Genomic DNA, 16929 nt, shown 5'->3' with positions numbered 1-16929 from the left:
GAAATCGACGCTTGGCAAAGGACTTCGAGCGAACCATCAAATCCGCAACTGCACTTCTATATGCAGCTGCCGCCGTCGTCCTCATCAGGCGCATCGCTCGTTACGCATGAGATTCAAGACAGGCTCTTAAATCCAGATGGTGCATTTGTTGTCGTTGTGACCGTCGCGACGTAGTTTGCACGTCCAAATATTTCGTCCATCAGCACGCGGGCATAGGCTGCTTCGTTATCGTCTAAGTGAACAAAGATATATCCGTCATCAGATAGCAACGTGCGCAACGCTGCAAATCTTTCGTGCATGAGACTTAGCCACAGGGAGTGCTCAAGCCCGTCATCATAATGCTCGAACGCCGCGCCGGTGTTGAAAGGCGGATCGATATAGATGCACTTTACCTTTCCTGCATAATCCTGCTCCAGCGCCTTTAGCGCAAGCAGGTTGTCTCCCTTGATCAGCATGTTGTCGAACAGGTCGCCTTCGCGGCGCGAGGCTGCATGGTGGCCACGCTCCGGATGCTCGAGCAAGATGCGCGGCTCCAGCTGCGGACGCTTGTCCTTGCCCGGCCAGGTCAGTTCGAGTTTGGTCTTCTTCACGGTATCTCGCTCTCCGGCTGGGCAGGATCGATTTGCCGGTGCCGGCAAGGTTGTTTGATGGGTCGCCGTGCGACAGCACAGCGTCTTCGGAATATGCTAACGCCCTGCGGTCGCTCGCTCAACGTCTTGCACGCACCGCCATTCCGCCCCGCGCGGCCCTGGGATCTGTTCGCCCTGCCGCGCGGTCACGCCACCAGGCATTCCGGCGCGTTGCCTCATAGGTGAACTCGACGCGCGGCGGGCGCCAGTCAAAGTCGGCCGTGTGATCGGCCGCGCCGGCAAAGGCGGGCGCTCCGTCGTGCCAGCTCACCACATAGGCAGGTTCGATCTCAACCTTAACCGCCGCGTGTTTCAGCAGCTGACGCTCTTTTTCCCCCGCTTCTGCCCGAATCCGCCCGCGCTCGAGCTCCAGGTTGTGCAGCGCCGCCTCGACCCCGATTTCGAGCGAGGCAATGGCCTCGTCGATGGCGACGCGATTGTCCGCCGTCAGAAGCGGCGAGCGCCGCCGACGACGCAGGTCGCCGACGTCGGCCAGCGTCCGGTCGATGAGGTCGCTGGTCCGGTGCTCCTCGGCGGCGACCGCGGCTTCGACTGCTTGAGCGAGCGTCAGCAGTTCCCGGTTGTTTTCGCGCAGCCAGCGCAGTTTCACCTCGCGCGCCTCGCGCTGGGCGATCGCCTCAAGCACGGCCGGCGCATATTCGTCGCACGGCTGGGGCAGCGAGCATGCGCATTCAAGCAGGTGCGCCGCCTGCCAGCCTGGAATAGCCTCACCCCACTCATCGCAGCCGACCACGATGCCGAGTTCGTGCTCACCGTCAGGCGTGGTCATGACCGTGTTCGCCACCATCAGCCAACCGCGCCGGTTGCGGAAGCGATCAACATGCGTCCACGGCCCGTCATAGCTGTCGAGATCGAGTTCGAGGCAGACCGGTGCCTGTCCGAACCCGTGGAGCATGGCGTCAGGCGACCGTCCAGCGGAGCGTGAACAGCTCCTCGATTCGCGGCTTCTGGTCGAGCATTGCCGCAAGGTCGTCGAGGGCGCGGTTGATATCGGCGTTGACCTGCCGCTTGGTCTCGAACTGCGACATCTTCAGGTCGTCGCGTGCGGTCTCTTTCTTGCGGATGTCCCGCATCTGGGCGAGCTTCTCCTCCATGCCAAGGCCCGGCGCACGCTTGGCCCGCTCCAGTTCCTTGATCTCGGCATCGAGCGCGGCAACCTGCGCCTCGATCTCGATTTCGCGGTCCCGCGCATAGCGGCCGAGCTGCTCTTCCTTCTCGAGCAGCCAGGCATAATTCTCTTTTGTCACGCGTTCGGAAAAGGCGGCGAATTCCGCCTCGCGCAGAGCATCGAGCCGATCCGAAGGGGGCGCGACGTCGGCCGGTCCAAGGCGTCGCGCGGGCGCCATCATCATCTTGTCGCCGACTCCAGCAGGGATGACCTCACCCTGGTCGGTTTCGGCGACGATCAGCACCTCCTCGCGCTCGGCATCCGGCACCGGCATGATCGCCTTGAACGCGCGCAGCCAGCCCGACCGCCCGGTCAGATCGACTACACCGCCGAGCTGACCCGGATAGGGATATGCCGCCGGATCGAACACTACCGCCTCGACGCCGTCCTCGACGCGAGCCTTTGCTCGCTCGACGATTTCGTGCCCCAACGCCTCGCCGACCCGGAAGAACTGCCAGCCCTGCTCGTCCGCCATAGGCCAGCGGGTCGTCCAGCGCTGTCCGTCATAATCGAACCAGATCGCATCCGGCGTGGGGAAGCGCGCTTCCGGCAGCTCGGCCTGCGCAACCATCAGCAGGCGCTGCTGGAACTCAGGCAGGATTTCGGCCAGCGCTTGCTCTCGTCGATGCAGCTTGGCGACGACATCGCTGTCCATGCTTTCCAGCACCTTCGCGCGGGCGGCCTCCATATCGGCATCGATGCTGTCCTGTATGCGAGCGGTCAGGACATCGAACTCAGCGTCGGCCTCCTCGGCACTGCGGCAAGATTGTACGATCCGCAGCACCTCGCGCTCGAAGTCGATGCCATCGGTCAGGATACCGAGCACCTCGTCGGACGCGCCGAATACGCCTTCGAACAGGTGTAGCTTCTGTTCGAGCAGTTCGTGGATACGCGCCTCGGCGCGGTTCTTGAGGTTCAGCATGTTGACGACGGTGACGTCGACCAGCTGGCCGTAACGATGGCAGCGACCGATGCGCTGCTCGACGCGCTGCGGGTTCCACGGCAGGTCGTAATTGATCAGCAACGAGCAGAACTGGAGGTTTATGCCTTCGGCGCCGCTCTCCGTGGCGATCAGGATGGTCTTGTCGTCGCCCCGGAACGCCTCGACGATGGCCGCCTTCATATCCGCGGTCTTCGACCCCGATATGCGGTCGGTGCCGGCGTGCTTCGCCTTCCATGCTTCATAGATGGCGCGACTTTCCGGGTCGTTGTTCGACCCGTTCATCAGCACCATACGGCCGGAATAGCCGTTCTCGGCGAGCAACTGGTTGATGTAGTGCTGGGTTCGCACCGACTCGGTGAAGATCACCGCCTTGCGCTGTCCACCCTTCGCCTCGATCTCATCCAATACGGCGGGCAGGTTGGCGATCAGCTTCTCGCCCTTGCCGTTGACGCCGATACCGCGTGCGATGTCGCGCATCGCCTCAACATGCGCGATTTCGGCGGCGAGCTTTACGGGGTCGATCGGCTCCTCGGCCTCGTCGTCTTCGTCGTCGAGTGCCTCCTTTTCCTCTTCGAAGCTGTCCTCGAAGTCGTCGGTCATTTCAGCCGAGGCGCGCTCCTTGCGCCGCAGCCGTTCGAGCAGCGTGTCGAGATAGCCGGCGACGGCGGCGGTCGACGAGCCTAGGCTCTTGCGCGCCTGCAGGATCACCAGTGCGTTGGTGCGGCTGCCATAAGCGATGGTGTCCGGATCCTGCAGGTATGCCGACAGTTGCTCGTATAGGTCGGTCTCGACGTCATGGGGCTCGAACTGGAAGGTGACGGCGTGGCGCTGGCGGAAGTTGATGTGCCCCGCCTCCTGCACCTGGCGGCGCAGCGTCCGGTGGCAAATGGTCCTCAACCGCTCGCGCAGAATCTCCTGCGACGCGGGTGTGGCGTTGGCCCCCATGTATTGAGCCTTGAACGCATTTTCGCCGCCGAAGTGCATTTCGTCGATCATCGAAACGATGCCGTAGAGTTCCGTCAGCGAATTCTGCAGCGGCGTCGCGGTCAGCAGGATCTTAAAGCGGCCGTCGACTGCCTCCTTCAACACCTTGGCCCGCTTCGCGCCCTTCTTGTGGACGTTGCGAAGCCGGTGGGCTTCGTCGAATACGACCAGATCCCACGCAACCGCGCGAACGTCGTCCGCCTTGCGGGCGGCGAACTCGTAGCTGACGATGACGACCGCGTCCTTGGCCTCGAATGGCCGTGCGATGCCCGAGCGTCGCCGGTCGCCATAGGTCTTGGCATCGAGGATCACGGCGCGAATCGAGAACTTCTCGAACAGCTCCTGCTGCCACTGCTTGCGCAAGGACGCGGGGACAACGAGCAGCACGCGCCGCCGCCGCTCCGCCCAACGCTGCGACATCACCAGCCCCGCTTCGATGGTCTTGCCGAGCCCGACCTCGTCGGCGAGCAGCACGCCCTTGGCGAACGGCGACTTCAGCGCGAACAGCGCCGCATTGACCTGATGCGGATTCATTTCGACCCGTGCCGACGTCAGCGACTGCGTGAAGGCGTCCTCGCCGTTGCCAGCAACGGTAAGCCGGTGCGCGTGATAGCGCCCCTGAACCGGAAGATACCCCAACGCCTGTTTCCCCTTTGCTTGCGAAGTGATCATAGAATGCCTGCAATCTCAATGCGCAGTGTCAGTATAATTGCGCCGATTTTGTATTTTCTCCTCGCTGTAACAGGAGCCACCTCCTACAATGGGAACATGAACCGCGAGGCGCCCCAAACGGACACTGCGGCCGACCCGGCGATCCCCGATCGCGCGCATTCGGCTGACCTGCTGATCATGCTGGGCCAAGTCCTGCGTGCGATCAGCGACGTCCTAGACGGGATCAAAGACAAGCGGCGAGGCTCGCTTACTGCCCGGCGGCTGATCTCGATCTTGTTGTTCTTCATCAGCGCACTTCTGCGAGAGGTGCGCGCCAAACAGCACATTTCCCGGCCGCGATACCGAGCGACGGCAACTTTCGACCGGGCTCTCGTGGCACCGCCGTCCCGCTGGGCGGCACCGTAACCTAGTCCGTCAGCGCAAGCTCCGTCGCGTCCCACCGGCGCGGCGCATGACAATCGCGTCCGCGCGCACGCCGCAGCCTGAGAAACATGAGAGAACTGCGATGCTGCGAAAGGTGAGAACTCGCGGGCGAGCCGAACGAGGCTTCGATGGCAACCAAGGACGAGTGGGTCGAACCGAAAGAGTTCGACAAGATCGCAGACGAAACTCTGCTTGAGAAGGGGGGAGACCTCAAAAAGGTCAACGCCAATATGATTGCGACGCGGATGGGAAAGACGAAAGCCAACGCGACCTTCTATCGCCTGTTCGACGATTGGAAGCAGCGGCGGCGCGTGCAAGCACACCTGCCGCCGTTTGTTGTACAGGACAAGCACCGCGAGATGCTCGAGGCTGTGTTGGTCGCCGTCGGCACCGAGATCTCGGCCGAGGCAACCCACGTCGCAGGCTTCCGGACGCGCGACCTGCAGGATGAGAACGACAGCCTGCGGGGTGATCGGAACGACCTGCTTACGATGGTGGACGAACGCGATGCTGCGCTGGAAGCGGCTGGCCGACAGATCGAGCAGCTCACTGCGGAACTGGCGGAGGCATGCGCTGATGTAGCTGACCAGACTCGCAAGGCTGAGGCGTTGGAAAGCCGTCTGTTCGCGCTGCAGGATACCAGGAACGCTCTCGGCGACCCTGACACCATCCGCCATCTGGCTGGACTGATCGCCAGCGCCGTGTCGGAGAAAACGACGGAACGGCCGGAGCCGGGGGCGAAGGACAGGCCCGCGAACAGGCCGACGAAGGTTTCCGACCCCGCCGCCGACGGGCACGCAGATTTGCTCGGTCATCGCCCAGCGTCCCGCGCATCTGGCTCGAGCAGCCGGGACCTCGACGGAGCCTGTCACAAGTAGATCATTCAGCGACACTGCCCGGCGATCACTCAGTGGTGGCCGGGAAGGTCGTTCCGGCCGCCTTTGTGATCGCCAGCAGTCGGTGATGAATTCGATCGTCGATGGCCACGTCGATCGTGGAAGTGCTGAGGAAACTGGCGGAGCCGGTAATACGATGCATTTCCTGCATCCCCTCGCGACCGCTGAGTCCTGGATGATGCGGATATAGCAGCATGAGCTGATCGCAGGCGTATAGCCGCCCGTAGGCCATCATCTGATAGACGTCTGCCTGCGACACGCCCTGCTTGGGATCGTCAATCCGGGCGGAGATGCGCTTCCACTTGGTGTCGATGATCTGCACGACGGCGTCGCCGCGCTTGATCAGGATATCCGGCCGCGTCTGAAACAAGCCGCGCCGGTTGTCATTTTCCAGGCAATAGAGCCGGCCACCTTGGCTGACGCGACCCAGGTCGGTGTCGGCCAGCGCACGCCTGAGCATTCGCGCAACATACTCCTCGAACAGCGTGTTCATCTCGAACAGCAGGGAGAAGCCGTCGCTGCCGCCGGCGGACGTGGTCTGGAACCGGTCGCCGAGTAGCAGGCGCGCCAGATTAAGCAGCTCACGCCAGCGGGCGTTAGTGCGATCGAGCGTGACCCCATCCCACCGTAGCGCAGCGACGGACACGTCCGCGATATCGGCATAGGCGAAGGCCAACTCGCGCAATCGCCGCTGGTTGTCGGTCGTGCCGGCGATGCGCGACAGCCGCGTGACCGCCGCCTTCATGATGCGGTTGAGCGCGATGTCCGGGGTCAGCGCATCGAAGCGGCACGCCAGCCGCGACGGCTCGACCGCCAGCGTGGTGAACTGCCGCGTCACATTCAGCCGGCCCCGCAACATCGACAGGTCATCGGCGTGCTCGACATAGCGGCGCGGCATCCCCTGCCGCACGGCATCGACCAGCTTTTCCGAGAAGAGGCGGATCAGAATTTCGAGCAGCGTCTCGCGCTGCCAGTCGAGCGCGGTGACCTGACCAGCGTCGATCTTCAGATCGAGCGCGACGGCGAGCATGTGGACGAGACGGCGGCGGATGCTGCCGGTCGCCTGGGCACCGTCCACACCGGGAATGTCGATCTTCGGCAAGATTTCCAGCGCGCAGCCCTGCGCGGCAATGACGCCGACAACACCGCGCGCCCGAAGAGCCTTGCGGCCATGTTCGAGTACGCCACCGCGGCCCCGACCTGCCAGCGGGGACGCCGCCGCCACCGCCGCTATCCGGTCAGCCGCTGCGGCCGGCATCTCATCCGCCGCCTCGCCGTAGCCGATGGATTTCCACTCAAGGATCGTGCGGCGGATCACGCTTCGGCGAAGCCATCGTAGGAGAAGCTGTCGCGAATGCTCCAGCGGTAGCGCGTCGCGGCGTCCTCGTCTCCGCCCAGACCCTTGGGCGCCTTCAGCCGGCGACGGTCGATGAAGCGGCCTTCGCGATCACCCTCGCCATCGTCACCGTCCCCCAGCACTGCGGCGACCTTCGCCCAGTCCTCGTAGAAATATTCCGCCAGCAGCGGGATGACCTTGTGGCGCATCACCTCATCGACATCGGCACGAGTCGCGCAACGAATGAAATACGCGTGGCCGATCTGATGCTCGCGGTCGAACAGATACTCGATCCGCTCGTTGATCGTGGTCAGTAGCCCGGTCAGGTCGATGCCATCGACCGGCTTCAGCAGCTTAGCGTCCGGCATTAACTCACGGAACTCGAACCGGCGGCGCAGCGCGGTGTCGAGCAGCGCGATCGAACGATCGGCGGTGTTCATCGTGCCGATGATGTGCAGGTTCGCTGGCACGCCGAACCGCGCCTCGCTGTAGGGCAAGGTCAGCCGCATGCCCTCGTCCATGCCGAGCCTTTTGTCTGGCTCGATCAGCGTGATGAGTTCGCCGAACACCTTGGAGATGTTGGCGCGGTTGATTTCGTCGATGACGAGGACGTGCTCTTCGGCGCTGGCCTCGGCTGCCTCCGCCATCTGGCGCAGGATGCCCGGCTTGGCCTTGAGCGTGAAGCCGACGCCATCCGCCAGCGGCTGCGGCCGCAGGCCCTCGACGAAATCCTCATAGGCGTAATTCTGGTGGAACGTGACGAAGCCGATCTGCCCCTGTCCCTTCAACTCCTCATAGACCTTACGCAGTTCCTGCCGGCGCTCGACATCGGTCAGCAGCGGGTCGGTCTCGGCCAGGCCGCGGCATAGCCGAACCGCCTCGGCCATCGTGCGATAGGTCTTGCCCGTGCCCGGCGGCCCATAGAGGATCAGGTTGAGCGGCGAGCGCTTCACCGGATCCGGCGCGGGCGCCTCCTCGGCGGGCAGACCGCCCCAGTGAGACATGTTGCGCAGGAACCAGTCGTAATCCTGCGGCTCGTCCATGAAGGCGAAGCGGATCAGCCGCTGCGCCATCTCGTTGGTCGGATACACCTCCCAGATCGTCGGCTGATAGGTGTAGTGATACCATTCGCGCGGCGCATAATCGGTCTGCCAGTCGACCGACACGCGCTCGCCGTCGCCGGCGTTGGCGGTGATCGTGCCGATCGCCTTGATCGACATGACCGATACCGATCGCCCGCGCCCGTCGAACGGCAGGCCGTTCTTGCGGACATAAGTCGCCTTGATCGCGATCCGCTCGCCCGGCTGCATCCGTAACACCTGCTCGCGATTGCGGTCGCTGGGGCTGTCGATGTCCCAGATGCCCTCGCTAAGGAAGCGCTCGACCTGATCGTCGCGGCGGCCATAGGACGCGCCGACGAACCAATAGGGACCGTCCTGCAGCACCTCTGCCTCCGCTGCGTCGAGCGGTGCGGCGGGCGGGGACGCGTCCTCGCCATCCCATTTTTCTTCCAGCGCCACCCAGACAAAGCCCTGCACGTCGAACAGGTCGAGCGGGTTCCAGCCCAGCTCCTCCCCGAACAGCGCGAACAGCGCCCGCAATAGCTGGAGATATTCGTCGAGATCAGTCGCCTCGAACTGCTGGTGAGCGAACAGTTTGCGGCCGAACAGGCGCTGGCCCATCGCCTCGATGCGGCTTACCTTGAACCAACTCGCCGCTTCCGGATGGATGGTGCCGACGACGCTGATCGTGATCGCCAGCACCTCGCCACGACGCAGGCCAGCAATCCCGTCGGCCTTGAGCTGTTCGAGCGCGCGGGCGCCATCGGCGATCGTGGCGAGGGGATCGTCGTCGCTGCGCGCCAGCCGTGCGACGATCTCGAAGAAGCGGTCGCGCAGGGGCGCCTCGGACTTCTGCACCTCGTCGAGCGTGCGCCAGCTGAGGGGCAAGCCCTGCGCATCGACGCTGAGCGCGCGATAGATCTGCTCGCCGACCGTACGGTCGTCGGCATCCGACGCGGCGAGCGCGCGGACCTTGTCGATCGTCTGGTCCTTGTAGCGGCGCTCGACCGTCCAGTAATCGCCGTCCTGTCGCCGGAAATCCTCGAACCCCGCCATTCGCGCGCGGAAGATGTCGCGTAGAGCCTTGAACGCCGGCCAGTCGATCACGACGAAGCCTAGTGCCTCAAGTGCTGTCTTGCACTGGGCACCGCCCGGTAGTGCGTCGCTTCCGACATGCGCGAGAGCGTCGCGAACGATGGCCTTGCTGGGGTAGCGCTTGCCGCGGTGAAGCAGCCAGAACTTGGCGGGTGGTCCAAGCCCGTCCTGACCGGCGATGAACGCCTCGACTGACCCGGCGGCATCGCACCGGGCGATGGCATCGAGGACGTCTTGTGCAGTCAGCCCGAGCCTTACCCCTGAACTTTTTGCACCGGCATCATCGCGACCGATGATCGTGTAGCCGAGCGCTTTCAGCAAGGCATAGGACTGGCTCTCCCCGAAGCCGCCGAAAAACTCGCTGGCCGTCTTTGGCGTTTCGCCGGGCAACTTGCCGACCGCGATCCCCACGATGGCCTTAGCCGGATAACGCTCGCCGTTCGATGGACGAATGACCCAGTTCGATGGCCGGATATATTTATGAGCGCGCAGGAAATCATCGACACCGACCGCATCGCAATCGTCCATCGTCGTCTCGATATGCGCTGCGGTCAGGCGCGCGATCAGTTCGCCATGACCTCGATCGCGCGCGGGTGTACTGCCGCCCTCAAGAAAACGGCGATAGTATCTCAGACTGGTGGGGAGATGCCCGCGCTCGCCATCGTTGCCGATATCTTGAGGCAGGTCGTCGCCAGCTTTCAACCGGGCTTCCAGCTCGGCGAGCTTTCCAGCCGCGTTGAGCTCATCGAGGTCACCGAAGACGCGATCGATCTTTCTGATCTTGCTCATCTGCGTATTGATCGTGTTGCGGGAGTAATCCTGCGCTTCCATCCACGCCTTGAACTCAGCTTCTCTCATACCAAGGCCCTATTTCCGTCTTTCAGACCAGCGCTTCAACAGCGCCGGCTGCCATTGTTGTCTCTGCTGATTATTGAGTTTGAACGACAGGAGATCGGAGTAATCTTCTGCGCAGGCTGCGTGCAGCCAGATACGACCGCTTTTCGGCGAAATTGCAATAAAACCCAGGTCGAATAACCGGTGAAGGTCAGCCCTCAGCAGCATGCCGTTGTCGGTCGCGTCGCTTCCGCCAGCGGCGAATGGCATAATGTGAGCGGCCTCAAGTGACGCGACAGCACCGCAGCCAGTAAGGTGGCAAACGGGGTTGAGCCCAAGGAGCGCGCTGCGAAACGCCGCCTGACCCTTGCGCTTCAGGCGCTTGACATACTCTGTCTCAAGTTCCTCTTCTTCGGTCAGTTGGGTGCGCGTGAGAACCCCCACTTTCGGTTCGTGGACGAGTGTGAAGCCATCGCAGAGGTGCTTGAAGCGATCGAAGACAGCCCGTGATTGCAGGTGGTTCCACTTTAGTCCGGCAGTCTTGTAAGCAGCTTTAATGACCAGTTTAAGGCTGAGCCGGCGCGCTTGGACGGCGACATAATATCCGCGAGCGTCTTTCGCCTTCAATTGCTGCCGCCTTTTGACGAGCTCAGCCTCGTCCCACGCTGCGACCAGTCTGACAGCAGCTTCGAACTGAGTATCTGTGATGGGGATTTGATTCATAACGCTCCTGACAATCCCCGAGCCAGCACGATCATCGCCTCGGTATCGCGACCGCAATAGGCCCTCAGAGCGGCGTCCAGCGCCGCCCGGCGTTCGGCCGTGCAGTCAGCCGCGATCGCCTCGGCATAGGCTTCCTGCGCGCTGCCGCCGTCCTTCACCTCGAGCGCGGCATAGTCCATATCGGCGGCGACCGTCGGCAGCACGGCCTTGATCGACCAGCTTCCGCGCTGGTCGCGGTGATACCAGTTGGCGCGGGTCACCGGCAGCAAGTCGACGACGCGCGCCGCCATCGCGGTCAGCGCGTCGGCAAGCTCCGGGAACGCGGCGGCCAGTTCGAGGATACGCCCCTTTTCGAAGCTGGCATTGTAGCCGATGACCGCGCCCGTTTGCGGCACCATCTCGACCAGCGCCTCAGCGCACGCCCGGCGCGGATCGCTTCCGTCGAGGCTAAGAAATTCGTGGTGCGTGACGGCGCCTTCCTCCGTCTCGACATGGGCCGAGAACTGGAACGGCACTTGCTGATAGGGCCGCGCGCCGATCCAGCGCGGCACCGCGAAGCCGATCGTCTCGAAGTCGAGCCAGGTGCGTGGGAAAGCCCAGCCGGCCATAGCCGCGCGGGCGCCCTCGACATCGTGATAGACCTCGCCCGAGACGGTGGCGCGGTGGACGCGGGCATGGGTGGCATTGGTGAGCGCCGCGGGATCGACGACGAAAAGATCGACGATGCCCTGCTCGACCCAACGCTTGCCGCCGCCGTGCGGCAACACCGTCACCGGCCATTCCGGGCCGGCGGGCAGCGCTGCGTGGCAATAGCCAGCGAACTCGCACGGGAACGGCGCATCGCAATGGGCGCCGGGAGCGGTGCCCGGTTCCGCGCCGGCCAGTGTCGCCCGCGCGGCTGCGACGGTTTCGCTGCGACCAGCGATGATCGGCTCGGCCGCCGCCATCAGATCGGTGTCGGCGAACAGGCCGTCGAAATCGCCTTCGCGTTCGAGGATGAAACTGCTGTCGATGTGCCGGATCGCCGCGCTGCTGATCGGCACACCCGCGTTGCGTGCAACCCAGAGCTGGGTGGCGAGGTCGCCGACGTGATAATCCTTGGCCTTGGTCGAACTCTTGACCTCCGCCATGTGCCAGCCGCTGGCCCCGTCCGGCTCCAGCACGTCGATCCGCACGAGAACACCGTCGTGCTGGAGCGTCGCTTCGAAGATCGGCCGGTCATGGCCGTTGTAGAGCAGCGCTTGGGTTGTGGCGACCGCCGCCGCGAGGTCCGGCTCAGCCTCGATCATCACGCCATCCGGCAGCAGGGCGCAGGCAAGCGCGCCGACCTCGTGCCCGGTGGCGAAGCGCGCCTCGGCGCCTTCGTCCTGCTCCGCAAGTTCCCCGCGATGCACGGACAGCCACAGCCGCTTGGGGCATTGCTCGAACATGGTGATCTTCGACTTGGACAGGCCGACGCGGCGCGGACGATCGGTCATTGCTGTCGCTCCAACACTGCTTTCACCAACGGCGTCGGATCGGCCGCCGGATTTCGCCAGTCCGCTCTGCCGGGGTGCGTGACGGTGACGACAGCGCGACCATCCGCAGCTATGTGAGCTTCGCTGGACCAGCCCCGGTCGTTGCTCTCCTGAAAGCGATCGATCAGCGCGTGGGCACCGATCGCTTCGCGCGTCCATCGGCCGGCGGTCGTGCCGAGACACAGGATTGTACGGATACCTAGGTCACGGATCACCGCTGCGTGGACGGGCCAACACTGCGGAAGCAACACTGCCTTCTCGCTTGCGAGCGCAGCCTCATTGGTCGAGCGAACGAACACGACGTTGCTCGCAGGAACTTCGCGCAGATCGAGGCCGAGGCGATCGAACATGTGTCGCATGCGTGGCTGCATCCCGTGGGCGCCGGCAGGTTTGCCCTGCCAGGATTCGTCGAGATATGCCGACCACGGCAATGTCAGGGCCCGCCAATCCGCAAGGTCACGTTCAACGGTCTCAGTCGCCTGAGCGACCGGCGAACCACCCGGGTTGAGGCCCAGCACATACAGCGAATGCTGCCCCTGAAATGCGCTCGGGCCGGAATAAAATAGCGATCCCGACCGCCGCATGATCGACGGCGCAAGCTGTTCGACCGCAGACAAAATCGAGGCAGGCTGAACATCCGTCATTATCAACGCCTTTCGTGATTTTGGGGGAGATGGTCGCGGGTTCGGATAACCTGTTGATCGGCGAGGCTTGGCGACTTGCTTGCGGTTCTGACGATGCAGCCAGATCGCGAACGCGAAGATTGCCAGCAGAAGCGCCACACCGATGGCGACGCCTTCGTAGACGATGAACCATATACCGAAGACGCCGATCAGGTTGATCCATAGTCTCACGGGCGGAAGCGCGCGATAAGCGCGTCGGCATGTTCGCGGGCATCGCTGGTCCAACCGGCCAGCCACTCGCGCCAGGAACAAGCGGCGAACCGCACTTCTGCGCCCGCCACGGCGGAAGCGAAGTCGGCAATCTCGGCGCGATGGCGCTCGATGGCAGTGCCCCGAACGAGCGCGGAACCGCGGTGGGTGGGTTCGGCGTAGAGATAGAACAGCACCGGCGCCTTGCCGAGCCGGCGTCCCTCCGTGACTAGGCCGAAGGCGTGCTTGACCAGCTGGGCGGCGTCCAGATGGTGATAGTGGCCATCACCCGCACGCAGTCGGTCGCGCATCGCGGTGAACGGCGTCATCTGATTGCCCCACACCTCGCGGTCATAGGCGTCGGACAGATTGACGGTCTTGGCGTCCCGGAACGGCTCGAACCGTTTGGATTCGATACCGATGACACGGCCGCAGGTCTCCACCGATGCGTCGAGCCAGGGGTGTCGTCCGCCGCGCCACGGGAACCGCATCTGCCGCTCGACATCAACGCGCACGGCGGGCCAGTCGAGATCGGCAAGGCCGGGAAACGGCGGCAGGTCGCCGGCGCGTTCGATGAACCAGCCGAACGCATTGACGGCCAGTGCCGCGCTGCTCTCCGGGCTGTCGAGCTTGCCGCTCTCAATCTCGTTGCCGCCCGCCCTCGTCAAGGCGGCACGGACGAGATGCTCCGGCACGCCGGGCAGGAATGTGGGAAGGCGAATCGTCATGATGCACCTGTGGCGGCGTCCTGCGACAGGATCGGTCGCACATCCTTCGGCAGCATTGTCTGCGCCGCCGCGATGCGTTCCCGCATCACCGCGATGAGCGCGTCGGGCCCTTCGATCACCAGCTCGCCACCCCAGGTGAACAGATGCTCGGCGAGTTCGCGCATGCCGCCGGTGGCGAAGCGGATGCGAAGCCCACCGTCGGCGAGATCCTCGATCCTCTGCTGACCGTGAAATCGCCAGTGTCGCGCGCGGGCGGTGGAGGACGGCGGCACGCGCAACGCCACATCCTGTTTCTCGTCGCGCCACACCGCGAAGCTGTCGGCGAGCCAGGCATCGATATCCCACTCGTCCGGCGCGCAGCCGATCGTATCGCTCACCGTCACTGCGGTCATGCGGTCGAGCCGGAAATAGACCGGCTGGTCGTCGCGGGCGGGCATCTTGCCAAGCAGATAGGTCAACGGCCCGTGGACTAAGCCGTAGGGGATCACGCGCCGCCAGCGCGACTCCGGCCGTTCTTCGGTCGTGTAGTGGAATTCCACGCATCGGCCGCAAAGGATGGCGCTCTGGATGGTCGTGACGGTTTCCGGCGCGACGGCGGCGATCGGCCCGGCGGCCACCATCGTCCGCTGGAGCCGGGCAAGGGCGTCAAGGTCCGGATCGAGCCGCCGCCTCTCGCGGTCGTCGAGCGCCGCCTTTACCTTGGCGAGCAGGCTGGCCATTTGTTCTGCGCGGGCGTTCTGCCCGGCCAACGTGCGGCCATCGACCTCGGCCTGCAGGGCGGCAACCTCGGCGGCAGTCGGTCTTGTGTAGGCTCGCCGCAAGCTGTCTCGAATCAGGAAGCGCTTACGTCGATCGTCGGCGATCTCATCGAGGTCGAAGTGGCGGGCAATGATATCGCGCATCCGCTCCGCCGTGCGCCGGTTGACGTCGAGGCGGCCGGCCATCTCGTCGAGCGTGAGGCCCTCGGTCGTGTCGGAAAGCGCGTGAACAAGTGCCAGCAGGCGATCGAGCTTCGCCATCCTTTCGGTCATCAAGCCTCCTGCGTCCGTATTTGTCGCAAGATCGAGCAAGCACCATTGGATGGCAAGCGCCGTGCAGAGCCGTCTTTCTTGTCGTTATGCGTTGAAGCTAGCCTGAAAGCTCGTCGGCATCAGCGACACGTGCACTTCCAGCGGTGGTCGCAGCTCGAACGCGCGGGGCTGGCGGGCGAAGTTCCACAGGCGGACGAGGCACCAGTCGCGGCGTCGCTCTTCGGCAACGGCGAGTTCGTTGCGGCTGATGTGGAAAGGCGTGCGCTCCCAGCCGTTGGTGGTTTTCACTTCGATGAGGCGCGGGCGGCCGTCGGCCTCGAAGCTCGCGATATCGTAGCCGGCCCCGCCACCGTTCTGATCCGATACCCAGCGGACCCGATCCGCGAGGTCGCCGCGCCCCGCAGCGGCCAGCGACGAACGTTCGTGGACAACGATTCGGCGCTCGCCGGCGCGGCCGAGCGCGCGGTTCCGGGCATCGCGCAGCAACGTCGAAGCGCCGGGCGATATGCTGCATCTGCTCGAGCTCGTCCGGTGGTGGCGCGTTGCTGACCGTTGGCGGCGGCCCGATCCACAGCGTCGATGCTTCCTGCACGCGCGATGGTGCAGCCGTGACTGTGGGTGACAGACGGGTGTCCGGCGACACCCACGCCGGATGCGCCGCCAGCCAACGGGCGACGGCATCGACCAGTGATGCCTGAAAGTTGAAGGCGGGCTTGTAGCCTGGGATCCAGTCTTCGCCGAGCCCCTTGAGCACCGCGCTGATGTTCTGATGCTTGTATTCGATCGATCCGCGTGGGCGACCGATCACCTCCTGCAACTGCCGGTTATGTTCGGCCTTGCTGTAGGGGCGCCCTGCTTCGTCATCGGCCAGCATCGTGAAATAGTCGGCGACGATCGCGTCGTTCTGCTGATCGGTCCACTCGCTGGCTGCCATTGTAAGAGGCTATGCGATGCCGACGAGGCTGTCACGCGATCCTAGGAGAGTTGCGCTCTACCGGCCACCCTGCCGTAAACACGTGCGAGGATCCTCACGATGCTGGAGCTGTAGCCGTGGGAGGCGGGCCGAAACCCGCCTCCTTCAGCCCGTGTCAGGCCGCTTCCGCCGACAGCCAAGGCGCGAGCACCTCGGCATCGTTGCTCGCCTTGCCGACCCGCTTCGCGAAGCTCGCCCTCCGCCGCGCCTGCAGCGCCGGGATGTAGCCGCGCCCTTCGCGCAGCTGCTCGATGCTGCGCAGGATGCGATCCTCGACGACGTCGATGTCGGCACGGCCGTCAAGCAGCTTGCGCCAGCGGGCGAGCAGCAGCGCCAGCGTGATGACGTCGCCCTCGCACACTTCCTGCACGAGCTCGAACTGCCCGGCGTTGATGAGCTTGGCAACTATGAACGGCGCCGCCGTCATCTTCGCCGGGATATCGAGCGCCGCGGCGTATTCGGCCTGATGGATCGGCTTCATCTTGAAGCCGCCGGTCAGGACGCGGGCGAAGTCGACGTGGCGGACACGGCCGTCACCGCCGAACGCGATCCACCCCCAGTTCGCGGGCAGCGACAGGCCGTGCTTCATCGCCGCGCAGGCGATCAGCGGCAGGTCGTGGAACGAGCCGGCCCACGACACGAACTCGGCGTTGGACGGGGCATCGGCCAGCACCTTCAGGACACCGGCGATCACCGCGCGCTCGTCGTGGTCCGGTGCGCTAAGCGTGACGAAGCGCGACACGTCGACGTTGCCGTCCTCGTGCTCGGTCAGCACCATCGCCGAGGCGGTCACCACCGTCTGAAAAACCCAGCGCGGCGTTTTCAGCGGGCATTCGGCGCGGGTGTAGCCGCGGCGGCTGTCGCCGTCGTCGTTGCTAGGCATCCAGCGCTCCATCGCGCGGTACCGCTGATGGCCGGCTTCATCGAGCACGGCGCTCTCTAGGTCGACGATGACGTAGCTGCGCGGGCGGCGGGGTTCGAACGGGTTCTCGATCTTCATGCATTTTCTCCACAGGGGATCAT

The 16929-nt window shown here is 64.4% G+C and carries 14 protein-coding genes and 1 pseudogene; 3 read left to right on the top strand and 12 right to left on the bottom strand.

Features of this window, described 5'->3' with window-relative positions:
• Window positions 1-110 (top strand): annotated as a pseudogene (locus tag ACFQ24_RS12405) (IS5/IS1182 family transposase); the annotation flags it as partial.
• 3 nt (window positions 111-113) lie between these two features.
• On the opposite strand, the gene ACFQ24_RS12400 reads toward ACFQ24_RS12405, so the two are convergent.
• The 3 genes from ACFQ24_RS12400 to ACFQ24_RS12390 all read right to left on the bottom strand — a co-directional run bounded on the left by ACFQ24_RS12400 (window position 114) and on the right by ACFQ24_RS12390 (window position 4417).
• Window positions 114-590, bottom strand: coding sequence for a DNA methyltransferase (locus ACFQ24_RS12400; RefSeq protein WP_380911626.1), 477 nt, complete (start codon window positions 588-590; stop codon window positions 114-116).
• A 118-nt stretch (window positions 591-708) separates the two neighbouring features.
• Window positions 709-1545: a hypothetical protein gene (locus tag ACFQ24_RS12395; protein ID WP_380911624.1), complete on the bottom strand. Its 837-nt coding sequence runs from the start codon at window positions 1543-1545 to the stop codon at window positions 709-711.
• 4 nt (window positions 1546-1549) lie between these two features.
• Window positions 1550-4417: an SNF2-related protein gene (locus ACFQ24_RS12390; RefSeq protein WP_380911622.1), complete on the bottom strand. Its 2868-nt coding sequence runs from the start codon at window positions 4415-4417 to the stop codon at window positions 1550-1552.
• A 96-nt stretch (window positions 4418-4513) separates the two neighbouring features.
• Between ACFQ24_RS12390 and ACFQ24_RS12385 the strand changes: the two genes are divergently transcribed.
• Both ACFQ24_RS12385 and ACFQ24_RS12380 read left to right on the top strand, forming a co-directional pair.
• Window positions 4514-4822 carry a hypothetical protein gene (locus ACFQ24_RS12385; RefSeq protein ID WP_380911620.1) on the top strand — a complete coding sequence of 103 codons (309 nt, stop codon included), beginning with the start codon at window positions 4514-4516 and terminating at the stop codon, window positions 4820-4822.
• Window positions 4823-4968: 146 nt separating this feature from the next.
• Window positions 4969-5718, top strand: a complete 750-nt coding sequence (locus ACFQ24_RS12380) for a hypothetical protein (protein WP_380911618.1) — start codon at window positions 4969-4971, stop codon at window positions 5716-5718.
• A gap of 25 nt (window positions 5719-5743) precedes the next feature.
• On the opposite strand, the gene ACFQ24_RS12375 is transcribed toward ACFQ24_RS12380, so the two are convergent.
• From ACFQ24_RS12375 to ACFQ24_RS12335, 9 genes are all read right to left on the bottom strand, one after another.
• On the bottom strand, window positions 5744-7054 hold the full coding sequence (locus ACFQ24_RS12375) for an McrC family protein (protein WP_380911616.1): 1311 nt from the start codon (window positions 7052-7054) through the stop codon (window positions 5744-5746).
• On the bottom strand, window positions 7051-10086 hold the full coding sequence (locus tag ACFQ24_RS12370) for an McrB family protein (RefSeq protein WP_380911614.1): 3036 nt from the start codon (window positions 10084-10086) through the stop codon (window positions 7051-7053). The genes ACFQ24_RS12375 and ACFQ24_RS12370 overlap by 4 nt, the downstream gene beginning before the upstream one ends.
• A 9-nt stretch (window positions 10087-10095) precedes the next feature.
• Window positions 10096-10785 (bottom strand): HNH endonuclease, encoded by a 690-nt coding sequence (locus tag ACFQ24_RS12365; RefSeq protein ID WP_380911612.1) that lies wholly within the window; start codon window positions 10783-10785, stop codon window positions 10096-10098.
• A complete protein-coding gene (locus tag ACFQ24_RS12360) occupies window positions 10782-12263 on the bottom strand; it encodes a DUF2779 domain-containing protein (RefSeq protein WP_380911610.1) in 1482 nt (493 codons plus the stop codon). The genes ACFQ24_RS12365 and ACFQ24_RS12360 overlap by 4 nt, the downstream gene beginning before the upstream one ends.
• Window positions 12260-13156, bottom strand: coding sequence for a hypothetical protein (locus ACFQ24_RS12355; protein ID WP_380911608.1), 897 nt, complete (start codon window positions 13154-13156; stop codon window positions 12260-12262). Before ACFQ24_RS12355 ends, ACFQ24_RS12360 begins: the two co-directional genes overlap by 4 nt.
• Window positions 13153-13902 carry a PGN_0703 family putative restriction endonuclease gene (locus ACFQ24_RS12350; RefSeq protein ID WP_380911606.1) on the bottom strand — a complete coding sequence of 250 codons (750 nt, stop codon included), beginning with the start codon at window positions 13900-13902 and terminating at the stop codon, window positions 13153-13155. The genes ACFQ24_RS12355 and ACFQ24_RS12350 overlap by 4 nt, the downstream gene beginning before the upstream one ends.
• Window positions 13899-14933, bottom strand: coding sequence for a helix-turn-helix transcriptional regulator (locus ACFQ24_RS12345; protein WP_380911604.1), 1035 nt, complete (start codon window positions 14931-14933; stop codon window positions 13899-13901). Before ACFQ24_RS12345 ends, ACFQ24_RS12350 begins: the two co-directional genes overlap by 4 nt.
• Before the next feature lie 84 nt (window positions 14934-15017).
• Window positions 15018-15419 (bottom strand): DUF3883 domain-containing protein, encoded by a 402-nt coding sequence (locus ACFQ24_RS12340; protein ID WP_380911602.1) that lies wholly within the window; start codon window positions 15417-15419, stop codon window positions 15018-15020.
• A 602-nt stretch (window positions 15420-16021) separates the two neighbouring features.
• Entirely contained in the window at window positions 16022-16906 is an 885-nt protein-coding gene (locus tag ACFQ24_RS12335) for a hypothetical protein (protein ID WP_380911600.1), read from the bottom strand.
• Window positions 16907-16929: the final 23 nt, after the last annotated feature.

Origin of the sequence: Sphingobium olei, from assembly GCF_042678845.1 — a bacterium.
Lineage (GTDB): Bacteria > Pseudomonadota > Alphaproteobacteria > Sphingomonadales > Sphingomonadaceae > Sphingobium > Sphingobium olei.
Note: the sequence above shows the minus strand (reverse complement) of the source record. Positions and strands in the feature narration are given on the sequence as shown.